The following is a 12821-nucleotide window of genomic DNA, read 5'->3' as shown; positions in this document are numbered from 1 at the left end:
ATCAGCACTTCGCTCGCTGGGCCAGGCACCAGAGCGCCAGGCTGCGCAGGTCGCTGGCGGCCTGGCTCTTCGGTGCGTAATGACCTATCGGCAGCTTGTGCGCCAGGGCTTCCGGCAGCGCTTCGTCCTCGTGGATCAGTTGCGGTTGCCGGTTGCTCCTCGGCTGGCTGCGCCAGAGCAGCAGCAGATCGCGCTGCAGCTGGCTGGCCGGATTGAAGCGATTGATCAGCAGGAGATCCGCATCCGGGCGTGGGCGCTGCTGTAGCAGTACATGACACCCGGGATCGGGTGTAGCCAGATCGATCAGCACGTCGGCCCGATTCGCTTCCGACACAACGGCGCGATGGCCCGGCAGCCGCTGCGGCAGGTCGAACAGCACCCAGTCGTAGTTGTGCGCGATCAAGTCACAGCGCTGCGCCCAGCAGCTCGAATCCGCGCAGAGCTGGCCTTCGATCTGGGAAATCTCCGCCCCGCCAAGCTCGCCGTACGGCAGCAGGTGCAGGCTCGGGAGCAGTTCCAGGGCACTCTCATGCCATGGCGCAGCATCCAGCTGCGCGCGCGCCCAGCCGGAGGCGTACGCAACGTCGACACTGAAATGCAGGCGCAGCATGTTGTCCGGGCTGAGATCGATCAGCAGTACCCGCTCACCCTGTTCATGCAGCGCGATGCCGAGGCCAGCCAGCAGCGAGGTGGCGCCGATTCCGCCGCGCAGGCCGCGCAGCACGAGCTGCTTCATGCCGGACGCCTGCTGGCCACGGCCACACTGGCGTTCTCGAGCGAGACGCTCTCGATCGCGCTGTTCAGGTGGGCGACGACGGAAAGCTCGCTCAGCAGCGGCCAGCGCTGAACTGCCTTGTCCAGTGCCAGCGATGCGGAGATGTCCTGATAGCCGAGCTTCGGCATGCCCAGATGGCGTTTCAGGTTGTCGACATCGTCTTGTGGCGACGGCAGGACCAGAGATTCCATAGGCGTGCTACTCGAACCGGTTTGGATAAGGAAGCCAGATGGTCTGGCCGCTGAGACGTACATACGGTTTTCCTGCGCGCTCGATCACCTGCGCGCCGGCCGTTTCGGAGACCAGCTCGGTCTGCGGCAGGTCAGCGACCAGCGCCTCCAGGTTCGGGGTGCTGCCTTGCTGACGGGCGGCGTAGAGCCGGGAAACCAGCTCGGAAAGCGCCAGGAAGCTCGTTGGCTGCTGGATGTGCACGGGCTGCGTGCCGTGAGAGGCTTCCATCCCGATCAGTTTCAGGCCGACGGGCACCTGGGTGATCGATGGCCGGGGAATCTCGCGCATGCCGGCGATCTGCATGCGGTCACCATGCAACGCCGCTCCGTGCTCGGGTACCAGCAGCAAGGCGACCGGTCGACCGCTGCGCTCCAGCTCATCGATGAAACGGTTGAGGTCATCCAGCAGGCGCTGTGCGCGAGGCCTATATGCCGCCGATTGGGCATTGCCATCCGCCCCGACGATGCGGTTCCCGTCGTGCAGGCTGATGCTGTTGTAGAAAAGGCTGACCTGTGGCTCCGGCAATGCCTGACGACGCTGCCACCAGCCGTTGAGCACGTCGAAATCCCTGGCGATCGGCGAGCCGTCGAAGCCTGCCAGCGCACGCGCGAACTTCTGGCTCGCCAGCACCGGCTGGGGCATGCCCTGGGCTTCGATTTCACCGGCGAAGCCGTCGAACTTGCCGTTGTGGTTCATCAGGGTTTCGGCGTGGAAGCCCAGGTTGGCCAGGTTCTGGAACAGCAGGCATTGTTCCGGCGCGGGTTCGTACAGGGCCTGATGACGGGGCTGACCGCAGCTGGCTCGCAGCAGCCGGATTGCCGCCGGCCCGCTGTAGGAAGTGGCGGAGTTGAAACGATCGAAGATGACGTCCATGCGTTTGAGCAGAGCGTTGTCGCGTAACTCGACCGCGTCCAGATCGTCCCAGGCCAACGAGCAGACATTGATGAACAGCACGTCGAACGCCGCGGTTTGCTCGCTGCGCAGGGGGAACTGCGTCTGGCGCGTGGCCTCGGTGCGGAAGAAATTCTCGAGCCAGGTATCCAGCGCCACATTGTCCTGAAGGGCCGGCGCGTCGTTGCCCTGTGCGGACGCCACGACGGGGGCGGCATCTGCACGCGGTGGTGATGCCAGCAGAGGGATGCTGCCCAGGTTCAGCCAGATCAGACCGCCCAGGCAGATCGTGGACAGGCGAATCCAGTTCGCCATGTAGCTGTAGCCAATCACCAGCAAGGCGCAGAGGCCGAGCACGGTCCAGTCGACGAAGCGTCCGGCTAGTTCCACGAGATACGCTGGGGAAAAATCCAGCACCCCCGGTTGTGCCAGCAACCGGTCGAACGGGGGCAGCCAGGTGTCGTGGTACAGCAGCGCGATACCCACGGGAATCGCGATCAGCTGCCGTACGATGCGCCACGGGGCGCCCGGAAGGGGCACCACGAGAAACGCCGCGAATACCAGGTTCGGCAGAGCCTGGAAGTTCAGCAGGCCAAGGCCCAGCAACAGGAACTTCAGCAGAAAATACAGATTCCACACACCCAGGCCCGGCCAGCGGGTAACCGGGGGCGCGGGTACGATCAGCCGCTCCGGCGCATTCATGGCGTGTCTCCCGATCCAGTGGAACGACGGCGTATCGCTGTCCTTTTCAGGTAGCGGGGCGGGAGCATTCGATCGAATGCACGCAGCGCCCTGTGGCCGTACCGGGTCAGCAACCAGCCGATACCGATGCCGATCGCCAGGAACAGGCTGGCGACCTCGAGGAGTTGCTCGAGCGTCATGGTTGCGTCACCAGCGAAAGGGTCAGGGGGCGGGGTTGAAGCTGTCGACCCGGTGCCGGCTCGTTGACGAGCGTTTCGTTGCCGGGCAGTGACAAGGTTTCGCCGTGGAAGCCGGGGCCGGACAGGGGCTCGAGATCCGCCAGCTGTTCGAGGCCGAGGAACAGCTCCTGCCAGGTGACGCCAAAGATGTTGTCCAGAGCCGCCTCGAGCGATTCCGCGCGGCAGGCGAAAAGAAAAAGATACAGCGCCTTGTCGACGATGCAGGCTATGTCGCCGTTACGCCGCAGATGAGCCTGACCAAGCACCTGCTCCAGGCTCAGTCCGGGTACCGGTTGCAGCCGAACCAGCTGATGAACGATCTCACCCGTTGTGCTGCCGGCCCACATTTCCTGGGCGGCTTCGGCAAAGCGGCGCGGGCTCAGCTGGCCACGCAGGGGAAGCGGTTTGAGCTTGTCGAGGCTGGCATCGATGTCGCTCAGCTGACGCTGCCAGATATGCCCCTGAGCGCTCTCGACCATCGTCAGGAAGCGTGGCAGCGAGGTGCCGAAAGGCACGACCAGCGACGCGCCACCGGCCAGCAGCAGCTGTTCGTCCCGATAGCGCAGGCAGGGCGCCGTTTCCCGGATGATCAGCTTCAGCTGATTGCCGCAGGTGCGGCGCAAGCCATTGAGCTGATGGGCGAGCTCGTCGACCTGCTCGTTATCGGTGATCGCGAAGAGGATGCTCGCAGCCTTGGCGGTTTCGGCATGCGCCAGTAGGGCCGCTCTGCTCTCGAACAGGCGCCACTGCGTGGACAGGTTGTGCACCCCTTCCAGCACGCTGCGCTCCGCGTAGAAACGCCCCTGATCGGGGTGCTCGAGCACCTCGCCGAGTTCTCCGCAAGCCGTCAGCTGGAACCCGTCGGCCTGGTGGCGCAGGGCGAATTGGCGGGCGCTGGTCATGCCGCGCTCGTTCTGCCAGTGATGCAGATACAGGCGGGTGCCGGACGGGGTTTGAGTGAGCGAGGCGAACCCGGCCAGGCAATGGCTGAGTCGGAGCAAACCCTCGCTCAGGGCGTCGCTGACACCATCACTGATGATCAGCAGGGTCGCGCGGCGCTCGAGCAGCCAGGCGCCGATCCGCGTCAGCCAGCTTGAGAGGCGCGGCCCTGCAAGGCGCTCCCAGGCCTGAGTGGGGAGGTTGAGCAGGATGTACCGGGTGCGCATGTTGCCCGAGCGATCCAGTTCGGAATCCAGGCGCTGCAGCATCGCTTCGAAATGGTCCGGCGTCAGAGTCAGGGCCAGCAGTTCACCAGGGCCCGCGTCAGCCGGCAGGTCGGCCAGTGCGTGCCGCTGGCGGGCTGCGTCCGCTATCATCGCCGCCCGCTGACCGGCCGCCATGTTCCCGATGACCTGCCGGGTCAGCAGCGCCGCATCGCTCGCTTTTTCCGCCATGATCCAATGCAGGCGTCCGTCATTTAGCGCAAAAATCGGCCATTCGATACCGTCCAGTCCGAGCGGGGCCGGAAGCTGCTGGTTTTGGCGGAAGAGAAGCAAGAAGTCACCTGCGGCGGTTTCGGGCGCGACCTGTAGCGTCCTGAACAGCGTGTCGGCCAGGCGCTAAAGCGCTTTAAACCGTCACCAGACTGTTCGTCGGAAACTGAATCGTCCTTGATTGATGCCAATATGATATCAAGCGGCTTCGGCGTACGACAGTGGGGGTCGATGGCCGGTCACGAGTCGAATGAGCAGTCACGAACGAGCGGATGAGAGATGAAAGTCGAAACGACCAACGAGGCGTCTGCCTTCAAGAGCAAACCGGGGCTTGGGCGCATCGCCAAGGCGGCCGGCTATTCCTTTGCCGGCCTCGCCGCAGCCTGGCGGCATGAGGCGGCCTTTCGTCAGCTGGCCCTGCTTGCCTGCGTGCTCATTCCTGTCGCCTTCATGGTTGGCAGCACCCCCGTGGAGCGTGCTCTGCTGGTCCTGCCGGTGCTGATGTCGCTCGCCATCGAACTGGTGAATTCAGCCATCGAGGCAGTGGTCGATCGGGTGTCGCTGGAAATCCATCCGTTGTCCAAGCGCGCGAAGGATCTGGGAAGTGCGGCTCAGCTGCTCGGACTCATTTCCATTGCCGTCGTCTGGCTCGCCGTCCTGCTCTGAAGCCTCCGAGGCGCGCGGGGCAAGACGGTTGCGCGAAAAATCTGCTAACAATGGCTGTCAGTAGGGCCGAACCACACTGCGCAATAATGCGCCGTCGACCATCTGGGAGTTTCCATGAGCAGCACTGCGCAAGCCAACGAAGGCGAAAAGATCCTTATCGTCGATGACGATGCCCGTCTGCGGCGTCTGCTCGAGCGCTTTCTCGACGAGCAGGGCTACCGCGTCCGTACCGTGGAAAACACCGAGCAGATGGACCGCCTGCTCAGTCGCGAGCTGTTTCAGCTGGTGGTGCTGGACCTGATGATGCCGGGCGAGGACGGGCTGTCCGCCTGCCGCCGGCTGCGTGAGGCGAACAACCAGATCCCGATCATCATGCTCACCGCCAAGGGCGACGAGGCCAGCCGCATCCAGGGCCTGGAGCAGGGCGCCGACGACTACCTGGCCAAGCCGTTCAACCCTCGTGAGCTGCTCGCGCGCATCCGTGCGGTGCTGCGCCGGCAGGCGCCGCAGGTGCCGGGCGCTCCGGCCAGTGAGGACGAGACCGTCACCTTCGGCGAGTACGAGCTGTCGCTGGCCACGCGTGAGCTGAAGAAGGGCAACGAAGTGCACATGCTCACCACCGGTGAGTTCGCCGTGCTCAAGGCGCTGGTGCAGCACGCCCGCGAGCCGCTGACCCGGGACAAGCTGATGAACCTCGCCCGCGGCCGCGAGTGGGATGCGCTGGAGCGCTCCATCGACGTGCAGATCTCCCGCCTGCGCCGGCTGATCGAGCCGGACCCGTCCAAGCCGCGCTACATCCAGACCGTCTGGGGTGTGGGTTACGTATTCGTGCCGGACGGCAACAAGTGAGTCGACCACGGCGTGCCACCGGCTGCGGGCGCGATAGCCTCGTTACCCGCAGCCCGAGGCGTGCCGCCGCTTTTTCATGAAGACCCCGCTCTGGTTCCCGCAAAGCTTCTTCGCCCGCACCCTGTGGATGGTGCTGATCGTGGTGCTGTTCTCCAAGGTCCTGACGCTGGTCTATCTGATGACCAACGAGGACGTGCTGGTTGACCGCCAGTACAGCCACGGGGCGGCGCTGACCCTGCGCGCCTACTGGGCTGCCGACCTGGAGGACCGCGACCGCATCGGCCGCGCCGCCGGCCTGCAACTGGTGGCCGAGCAGAACGTGCCGCGCAGCGAGTATCACTGGCCCTACACCGAGATCTTCCAGCGGCAGATGCGCGACGAGCTGGGCGACGACACCGAGGTGCGCGTGCGCATCCAGCCGTCCACGGCGATCTGGGTGCGCGCGCCGAGCCTGGGGCCGGATTGGGTGCAGGTGCCGCTCTATGCCTATCCGCTGCGTGGCCAGCGCATCTGGAGCGTACTCGGCTGGTTCCTTGGCATCGGCCTGCTGTCCACCGGTGCGGCGTGGATCTTCGTCAGTCAGCTCAACCTGCCGCTCAAGCGGCTGGTCTTCGCCGCTCGGCAGATCGGCAAGGGCCGCCGCGTGCGCCTGCCGATCGGCGACACGCCGAGCGAGATGACCGAGGTGTATCGCGCCTTCAACCAGATGGCCGAGGACGTCGAGCAGGCTGGCCGGGAGCGCGAACTGATGCTGGCCGGGGTTTCCCACGATCTGCGCACGCCATTGACGCGCCTGCGCCTGTCGCTGGAGCTGATGAGCAGCGATGACGAGCTGACCGACGACATGATTCGTGATGTCGAGGATATGAACGCCATCCTCGACCAGTTTCTCGCCTTTGTCCGCGATGGCAGTGACGAGCCGGTGGAAACCACGGACCTTGCCGAGCTGATCCGCGAGGTTGTGGCGCCCTATAACCAGCAGCAGGAAACCGTGCGCCTGTGCGTCGAGCCGATGCCGCCGTTCGCCCTGCGCCGGGTGTCGATCAAGCGCCTGCTGGTTAACCTGATCGAGAACGCCCTGCGTTACGCAGGCGGCGGCGTCGAAGTGGCTGCCTATGTCTCCGGCGACCAGCACGCGCCCTACGTGGTGCTCAGCGTGCTGGACCGTGGCCCGGGGGTCGATCCGGCCGAGCTGGAAGGCATCTTCAATCCGTTCATTCGCGGCGATCGTGCCCGTGGCGGGCAGGGCGCCGGGCTGGGCCTGGCGATCGTCAAGCGCATCGCCTCGCAGCATGGCGGGGTGGTCGAGTTGCGCAATCGCGAGGGCGGTGGTCTGGAAGCGCGGGTCAGCCTGCCGCTGGGGCTGCTGCTGCCGCGCGATGCGGTGCAGGGCAAGCCGGCCGAATAAGCCGGCTCGCAGCGCGGTGGGATCAGCCCTTGCCCTTGGTTCGGGTCAGGTGCGGGCCGCCGTTCTTTTCCAGGTACTGGATGATCAGCCCGGCGACGTCCTTGCCGGTGGTTTCCTCGATCCCGGCCAGGCCCGGCGAAGAGTTCACCTCCATCACCAGCGGACCGTGGTTGGAGCGCAGGATGTCGACGCCGGCGACGTTCAGGCCCATCACCTTGGCGGCACGAATGGCGGTCATGCGCTCTTCCGGGGTGATCTTGATCAGGCTGGCGGAGCCACCGCGATGCAAGTTGGAGCGGAATTCCCCAGGCTTGGCCTGACGCTTCATCGCGGCGATGACCTTGTCGCCAACCACGAAGCAGCGGATATCGGCGCCGCCGGCTTCCTTGATGTACTCCTGCACCATGATGTCCTGCTTGAGGCCCATGAAGGCCTCGATCACCGACTCGGCGGCCTTCTCGGTTTCGCAGAGCACCACGCCGATGCCCTGGGTGCCTTCCAGCACCTTGATCACCAGCGGGGCGCCGTTGACCATGCGGATCAGGTCGGGGATGTCGTCCGGCGAGTGGGCGAAGCCGGTCACCGGCAGGCCGACGCCGCGGCGCGACAGCAGTTGCAGGGCGCGCAGCTTGTCGCGCGATCGGGCGATGGCCACCGACTCGTTGAGCGGGAACACCCCCTGCATCTCGAACTGGCGCAGCACCGCGCAGCCATAGAAGGTCACCGAGGCGCCGATGCGCGGGATCACCGCGTCGAAGCCCTCCAGCGGCTTGCCGCGGTAGTGGATCTGCGGCTTGTGACTGGCAATGTTCATGTACGCACGCAGCGTATCGATCACCACCACTTCATGGCCACGCTGCTCGCCGGCTTCGACCAGACGACGGGTGGAATACAGGCGCGGATTGCGCGACAGCACGGCGATTTTCATTGAGCACCGGAAGAAGTGAGGATCTGGGGTTTGTCCTGGATATAGGTTCGCGACGGATCGATCAGCCATTGGCCGTCGACCAGCGCCTTGGAGCCGAGCAGCAGGCGGTAGCGCATGGTCTTGCGGCAGGTCAGGGTGAACTCCACCGGCCAGACATGGCTGCCCAGCGCCAGCAGGGTGCGCACCACGTAGCGGGTCTGGACCTGGCCATTGGAACTCTTGATGAGCTTGCGGGTGACCAGCGGCGCCTCGCAGCGATGGCGGCGTTGCACCAGCGTGCCCAGGTGCGCGGTGAAGCGAACCCAGCGCTGCCCATCGCGTTCGAATTCGCTGATGTCGGTGGCGTGCAGCGCCGAGGTGCTGGCCCCGGTATCGACCTTGGCGCGCAGGCCCACCACGCCGAGATCCGGCAGGGCGATCCATTCACGCAGACCGATCACGGTATGGGGGTCGAGTTTCTTCAATGGGAGAGTCCGAAGAATTTGCCGGCATTCTAGTCGGCGTGCATGACAACTGCATCCGTCTGTAACACCCTGGAACGACCGATACGAGACTGAGTTGGACGATGGCCGAAAAAGACGACGACAAGGTACGCCTGGACAAGTGGCTATGGGCCGCACGCTTCTTCAAGACCCGTGCACTGGCCAAGGCGGCCATCGAAGGTGGCAAGGTGCACTGCCGGGGCGAGCGCTGCAAGCCGAGCAAGGAACCGAAGGTGGGCGATGAACTGGTGATCCGCAGCGGCTTCGACGAGCGCACGGTGGTCATCCGCGCGTTGTCGGCGGTGCGCCGTGGTGCTCCCGAGGCGCAGACGCTCTACGAAGAAACCGCACAGAGCATCGCGGCGCGCGAGGAGGCGGCTGCGCTGCGCAAGGCGGGTGCCCTCGGCATGCAGACCGACGGCCGGCCGAGCAAGAAGCAGCGCCGGCAGATCCAGCTGCTGCGTGACTTCAAGCCCGGTTAGTCACGCAGCACCGCCAGCTGGCGCAGCAGTGGCAGCCTGGCGGCCAGCTGCATGGGCGCACGGGCCAGCCACTGCAGCAGGGCTGCGAGGTGTGCGCCCAGTGGTGTGCAATAGCCCCAGCCGATGGCCAGCAAGGCGATCAGAAGTCCGCCGACGAAGTCATCGCTGACCCAGTGGGCGCCGGCCACCAGCCGCGGCAGCATGAACAGTACGGTGATGCCGAGCACCAGTGCCAGACGGCCGCCGCGGGCGAACAGCGCCATGAACAGTCCCCAGATCAGCAGCACCGAGGCGTGATCGCCGGGGAAGCTGCGGCTGGAACGATCCTTTAGTTCGAACACCCGCTCCAGCAGCGGAAAGTGGTCGCTCAGGTGATGGGCGCCAGCGATCTCGAGCGATGGACTGGCGTGCTGCCAGCCGAAGTGGCCGGCCAGCTTGGTCACCAGCACGCGAATTACCAGCAACACCAGCAGCAGGGCGACAAAGGTGAACAGCGCCGGACGCAGCTGGTGCTGCGCGAACAGCCAGTCGCGGCGGATCAGCAGGGTCAGCAGCAGGGCGCCGACGAGGATGTCGAACACGCGAACGCTGGCCAGTGCCCACAGCCAGTCCCACCAGGCCTGGTGGCCCAGCGAGCCGTTGAGCAGATGAAAGGCCGACTCGTCGAGAGCATCCCAGAACGGGCGGCTGACGGGCGAGAGCCAGCTGAGCAGCAGCAGCCCGGCGAGCAGATGGCTGATGAACCAAGACAGTGGGCGCCAGCGCGCCTGGGGCGTGGTCACGGGCATGAGGATCGTCCCTGGGGTTGCGATGGCGCGCGATGCTAGAGCCTGCCGTTGCGGCTGTCCTGACTACCTGCGAGCCGTTCAGCCAGCGTTCAGCTTGCGGCTGTCTGGCAGCCCGTCCGGCGCCCGCCCTTGGTCCGGGCCGGCTTTGCGCCTAAAATTGCCGCTTCCTCCGCCGTACCTGCGAGCTTTCCGGCTATGCCCGATCAAACCCAGCGTTTTCTCTTCGATGATTCCGATGTTCGCGGCGAGATCGCCACGCTCGAGGAAAGCTACCAGCACGTGCTGGCCAAACACACCTATCCAGAGCCTGTGGCCCAGTTGCTCGGCGAGCTGCTGGCCGCGGCCGCGCTATTGGTCGGCACGCTCAAGTTCGACGGGCTGCTGATTCTCCAGGCCCGCTCCAGTGGCGCCGTGCCGCTGCTGATGGTCGAGTGCTCCAGCGCCCGCGAGGTGCGTGGCATCGCCCGCTATCACGCCGAGCAGATCCAGCCGGACGCCACCCTCACCGAGCTGATGCCCGAAGGCATGCTGGCGATCACCATCGATCCGGCCAATGGCCAGCGCTACCAGGGCATCGTCGATCTTGAAGGGGCCACGCTCGCCGAATGCCTGACCAACTACTTCGCGGCCTCCGAACAGCTGCCGACGCGCTTCTGGCTCAATGCCGACAGCCGCCGCGCCTGCGGCCTGCTGCTGCAACAGCTGCCGGCCGACCGACTCAAGGATCCGGAGGAGCGTGACGCCAGCTGGGAGCACCTGCGTACCCTGGCCGACACCCTGACCGCCGAGGAACTGCTGGGGCTGGACAGCGAGACGTTGCTGCATCGGCTCTATCACCAGGAGCAGCTGCGCCTGTTCGATGCACTGCCGATTCGCTTCCGCTGCAGCTGCTCGCGCGAGCGCTCGGCCCGCGCGCTGGTCAGCCTGGGCGAGGAAGACGCCCTGCAGCTGGTGGCGGAGCAGGGCGGTTCGGTCAGCATCGATTGCCAGTTCTGCAACGAGAAATACACCTACAACGCGGCGGATGTGGCTCAGCTTTTCGCCGGTGGCGGCAGCGACGCGCCGTCGGATACCCGGCACTGATCGGCGTGCGGCGTTCCGGTCGTCTGCCTGCTGCCGCGGCGGCCGGGAATGAGGCAGGGATGGACCTGCACTCGGGCAGTGAACTATTTGGCCATCACGGCCTCATACCCAGCGCGGCGCATTATCTGGCATAATCGCGCGCACTTTTTTCGATGTAGTTCGCTCTTTGGCGGGCTACAACAGCATGGAGGAATCGGCCCAGGGCCGACGGGAACACTCATGACGCAAGCCACCAACGCCGTGTACACCGACATCAGCACCGCTCAACTGATTGAAGAAGCCGTCAAGCGCGGAGAGGGCGAACTGTCCGCCAATGGCTCTCTGGTGGTGAAGACCGGGCACCGCACGGGTCGTTCTCCGGCTGACCGCTTCATCGTCGAAGAGCCGAGCACCCAGCACAAGATCGCCTGGGGCCCGATCAACCGTCCGTTCCCGGCGGGCAACTTCGAAGCCCTGTGGAGCCGCGTCGAAGCCTATATCGGCGAGCGTGACAGCTTCGTGTCCCATGTCCATGTCGGTGCCGATCCCGAGCACTACCTGCCGGTCAAGATGACCACCGAGACCGCCTGGCACAACCTGTTCGGCCGCTGCCTGTTCATCACCCCCGAGCAGTTCAACCCGGCCGGTCTGAGCGAGTGGCGCATCCTCAACGCCCCGTTCTTCCAGTGCGTACCCGAGCGTGACGGCACCAATTCCGATGGCTGCGTGATCATCAACTTCGCCGAGAAAAAGGTGCTGATCGCCGGCATGCAGTACGCCGGTGAAATGAAGAAAGCCATGTTCTCCGTGCAGAACTTCCTGCTGCCGGACGTGGATGTGCTGCCGATGCACTGCGCCGCCAACATCGGCGAAGACGGCGACACCACCCTGTTCTTCGGTCTGTCCGGCACCGGCAAGACCACCCTGTCGGCCGACGAGAGCCGCTACCTGATCGGTGACGACGAGCACGGCTGGGGCGTTGGTCGCGTGTTCAACATCGAGGGTGGCTGCTACGCCAAGTGCATCGACCTGTCCGAGAAGAACGAGCCGGTAATCTGGAAGGCCATCAAGTTCGGCGCTGTACTGGAGAACGTGGTCCTCGACGAGCGTACCCGTCTGCCTGACTACGCCGATGCCAGCCTGACCCAGAACAGTCGCGCCGCCTACCCGCTGCAGCACGTCGAGAAGCGTTCCGAGAAGAATCTTGGTGGCGAGCCGAACGCGGTGATCTTCCTGACCTGCGACCTGACCGGCGTACTGCCGCCCGTGTCGATCCTGAACAACGAGCAGGCTGCCTACCACTTCCTCTCCGGCTACACCGCGCTGGTCGGTTCCACCGAAATGGGTTCGGGCAGCGGCATCAAGTCGACCTTCTCCACCTGCTTCGGTGCGCCGTTCTTCCCGCGTCCGGCCGGTGAATATGCCGAGCTGCTGATCAAGCGCATCAACGGCTTCGGCTCCAAGGTCTATCTGGTCAACACCGGCTGGACCGGCGGTGGCTACGGCGTTGGCAAGCGCTTCAACATCCCGACCACCCGTGCGGTGATCGCTGCGATCCAGAGCGGTGCACTGGTAGGTGCCGAGACCGAGCACCTGCCGATCATCAACCTGGACGTGCCGAAGGCCGTTGCCGGTGTCGACACCCAGCTGCTCAACCCGCGCAATACCTGGGCCGACAAGAGCGCCTACGACCAGGCTGCGAAGGAGCTGGCTGGCAAGTTCATCGAAAACTTCAAGAAGTTCGACGTCTCCGATGCCATCCGCAACGCCGGCCCGCAGCTCTAAGCTGCCTGCCGCGTGATCGAAAGCCGCCTTCGGGCGGCTTTTTCGTTTGAGCCGGGTGGTGAGTTAGATCAAAGGTGTCGATGATTCTTATCGGTCAAGACGCATGGATTCGATTGGTCGG

At 65.0% G+C, this 12821-nt stretch carries 14 protein-coding genes; 6 read left to right on the top strand and 8 right to left on the bottom strand.

The features are described from left to right. Position 1: 1 nt before the first annotated feature. From bcsQ to bcsE, 5 genes are read right to left on the bottom strand one after another with little or no spacing between them, the layout of a single operon-like run. Positions 2-736 (bottom strand): cellulose biosynthesis protein BcsQ, encoded by a 735-nt coding sequence (gene bcsQ, locus P5703_RS20610; protein ID WP_049341200.1) that lies wholly within the window; start codon positions 734-736, stop codon positions 2-4. Beyond that, positions 733-966, bottom strand: a complete 234-nt coding sequence (gene bcsR, locus P5703_RS20605; RefSeq protein ID WP_017244729.1) for a cellulose biosynthesis protein BcsR — start codon at positions 964-966, stop codon at positions 733-735. Before bcsR ends, bcsQ begins: the two co-directional genes overlap by 4 nt. Before the next feature lie 7 nt (positions 967-973). Further along, the gene (gene bcsG, locus P5703_RS20600) at positions 974-2599 is read right to left on the bottom strand and encodes a cellulose biosynthesis protein BcsG (RefSeq protein WP_049341198.1); all 1626 of its coding nucleotides are present in this window, start codon (positions 2597-2599) and stop codon (positions 974-976) included. Further along, positions 2596-2778 carry a cellulose biosynthesis protein BcsF gene (gene bcsF, locus P5703_RS20595; protein WP_049341196.1) on the bottom strand — a complete coding sequence of 61 codons (183 nt, stop codon included), beginning with the start codon at positions 2776-2778 and terminating at the stop codon, positions 2596-2598. Before bcsF ends, bcsG begins: the two co-directional genes overlap by 4 nt. Beyond that, positions 2775-4313 carry a cellulose biosynthesis protein BcsE gene (gene bcsE, locus P5703_RS20590; RefSeq protein ID WP_049341194.1) on the bottom strand — a complete coding sequence of 513 codons (1539 nt, stop codon included), beginning with the start codon at positions 4311-4313 and terminating at the stop codon, positions 2775-2777. The genes bcsF and bcsE overlap by 4 nt, the downstream gene beginning before the upstream one ends. A gap of 216 nt (positions 4314-4529) precedes the next feature. Between bcsE and P5703_RS20585 the strand changes: the two genes are divergently transcribed. The 3 genes from P5703_RS20585 to P5703_RS20575 all read left to right on the top strand — a co-directional run bounded on the left by P5703_RS20585 (position 4530) and on the right by P5703_RS20575 (position 7173). Further along, on the top strand, positions 4530-4916 hold the full coding sequence (locus tag P5703_RS20585) for a diacylglycerol kinase (RefSeq protein WP_013981444.1): 387 nt from the start codon (positions 4530-4532) through the stop codon (positions 4914-4916). 114 nt (positions 4917-5030) lie between these two features. Next, complete coding sequence (ompR, locus tag P5703_RS20580; protein ID WP_011911524.1) at positions 5031-5765, top strand: osmolarity response regulator transcription factor OmpR; 735 nt, start codon at positions 5031-5033, stop codon at positions 5763-5765. Between the two features lie 76 nt (positions 5766-5841). Beyond that, positions 5842-7173, top strand: coding sequence for an ATP-binding protein (locus P5703_RS20575; protein WP_285589413.1), 1332 nt, complete (start codon positions 5842-5844; stop codon positions 7171-7173). Between the two features lie 22 nt (positions 7174-7195). Here the strand turns inward: P5703_RS20575 and rimK are convergent, their stop codons facing one another. Further along, positions 7196-8101 (bottom strand): 30S ribosomal protein S6--L-glutamate ligase, encoded by a 906-nt coding sequence (gene rimK / locus P5703_RS20570; protein ID WP_011911526.1) that lies wholly within the window; start codon positions 8099-8101, stop codon positions 7196-7198. Next, positions 8098-8565: a retropepsin-like aspartic endopeptidase RimB gene (rimB, locus tag P5703_RS20565; protein WP_011911527.1), complete on the bottom strand. Its 468-nt coding sequence runs from the start codon at positions 8563-8565 to the stop codon at positions 8098-8100. The genes rimK and rimB overlap by 4 nt, the downstream gene beginning before the upstream one ends. Before the next feature lie 101 nt (positions 8566-8666). Between rimB and P5703_RS20560 the strand changes: the two genes are divergently transcribed. Further along, positions 8667-9065, top strand: coding sequence for an RNA-binding S4 domain-containing protein (locus P5703_RS20560; RefSeq protein ID WP_014595554.1), 399 nt, complete (start codon positions 8667-8669; stop codon positions 9063-9065). Here the strand turns inward: P5703_RS20560 and P5703_RS20555 are convergent. Then, a complete protein-coding gene (locus tag P5703_RS20555) occupies positions 9062-9853 on the bottom strand; it encodes a phosphatase PAP2 family protein (RefSeq protein ID WP_014595555.1) in 792 nt (263 codons plus the stop codon). The two genes, P5703_RS20560 and P5703_RS20555, sit on opposite strands and share 4 nt — an antisense overlap. A gap of 195 nt (positions 9854-10048) precedes the next feature. On the opposite strand from P5703_RS20555, the gene hslO reads away from it, so the two are divergent. Together hslO and P5703_RS20545 are read left to right on the top strand one after the other, a co-directional pair. Further along, on the top strand, positions 10049-10936 hold the full coding sequence (hslO, locus tag P5703_RS20550) for an Hsp33 family molecular chaperone HslO (RefSeq protein ID WP_285589410.1): 888 nt from the start codon (positions 10049-10051) through the stop codon (positions 10934-10936). 219 nt (positions 10937-11155) lie between these two features. Continuing rightward, entirely contained in the window at positions 11156-12700 is a 1545-nt protein-coding gene (locus P5703_RS20545; protein WP_014595556.1) for a phosphoenolpyruvate carboxykinase, read from the top strand. Positions 12701-12821 lie beyond the last annotated feature (121 nt).

The sequence above is a fragment of the Stutzerimonas sp. FeSN7 genome, from assembly GCF_030263795.1.
Classification (GTDB): domain Bacteria; phylum Pseudomonadota; class Gammaproteobacteria; order Pseudomonadales; family Pseudomonadaceae; genus Stutzerimonas; species Stutzerimonas stutzeri.
This window is presented reverse-complemented; position numbering and strand designations above follow the sequence as displayed.

Coding starts and splice junctions, on each gene's coding strand:
- bcsR (WP_017244729.1), bottom strand. CDS start 966: ATGGAATCTCTGGTCCTGCCGTCGCCACAAGACGATGTCGACAACCTG.
- P5703_RS20560 (WP_014595554.1), top strand. CDS start 8,667: ATGGCCGAAAAAGACGACGACAAGGTACGCCTGGACAAGTGGCTATGG.
- P5703_RS20585 (WP_013981444.1), top strand. CDS start 4,530: ATGAAAGTCGAAACGACCAACGAGGCGTCTGCCTTCAAGAGCAAACCG.
- ompR (WP_011911524.1), top strand. CDS start 5,031: ATGAGCAGCACTGCGCAAGCCAACGAAGGCGAAAAGATCCTTATCGTC.
- bcsQ (WP_049341200.1), bottom strand. CDS start 736: ATGAAGCAGCTCGTGCTGCGCGGCCTGCGCGGCGGAATCGGCGCCACC.
- P5703_RS20555 (WP_014595555.1), bottom strand. CDS start 9,853: ATGCCCGTGACCACGCCCCAGGCGCGCTGGCGCCCACTGTCTTGGTTC.
- bcsG (WP_049341198.1), bottom strand. CDS start 2,599: ATGAATGCGCCGGAGCGGCTGATCGTACCCGCGCCCCCGGTTACCCGC.
- hslO (WP_285589410.1), top strand. CDS start 10,049: ATGCCCGATCAAACCCAGCGTTTTCTCTTCGATGATTCCGATGTTCGC.
- P5703_RS20545 (WP_014595556.1), top strand. CDS start 11,156: ATGACGCAAGCCACCAACGCCGTGTACACCGACATCAGCACCGCTCAA.
- P5703_RS20575 (WP_285589413.1), top strand. CDS start 5,842: ATGAAGACCCCGCTCTGGTTCCCGCAAAGCTTCTTCGCCCGCACCCTG.
- rimK (WP_011911526.1), bottom strand. CDS start 8,101: ATGAAAATCGCCGTGCTGTCGCGCAATCCGCGCCTGTATTCCACCCGT.
- bcsF (WP_049341196.1), bottom strand. CDS start 2,778: ATGACGCTCGAGCAACTCCTCGAGGTCGCCAGCCTGTTCCTGGCGATC.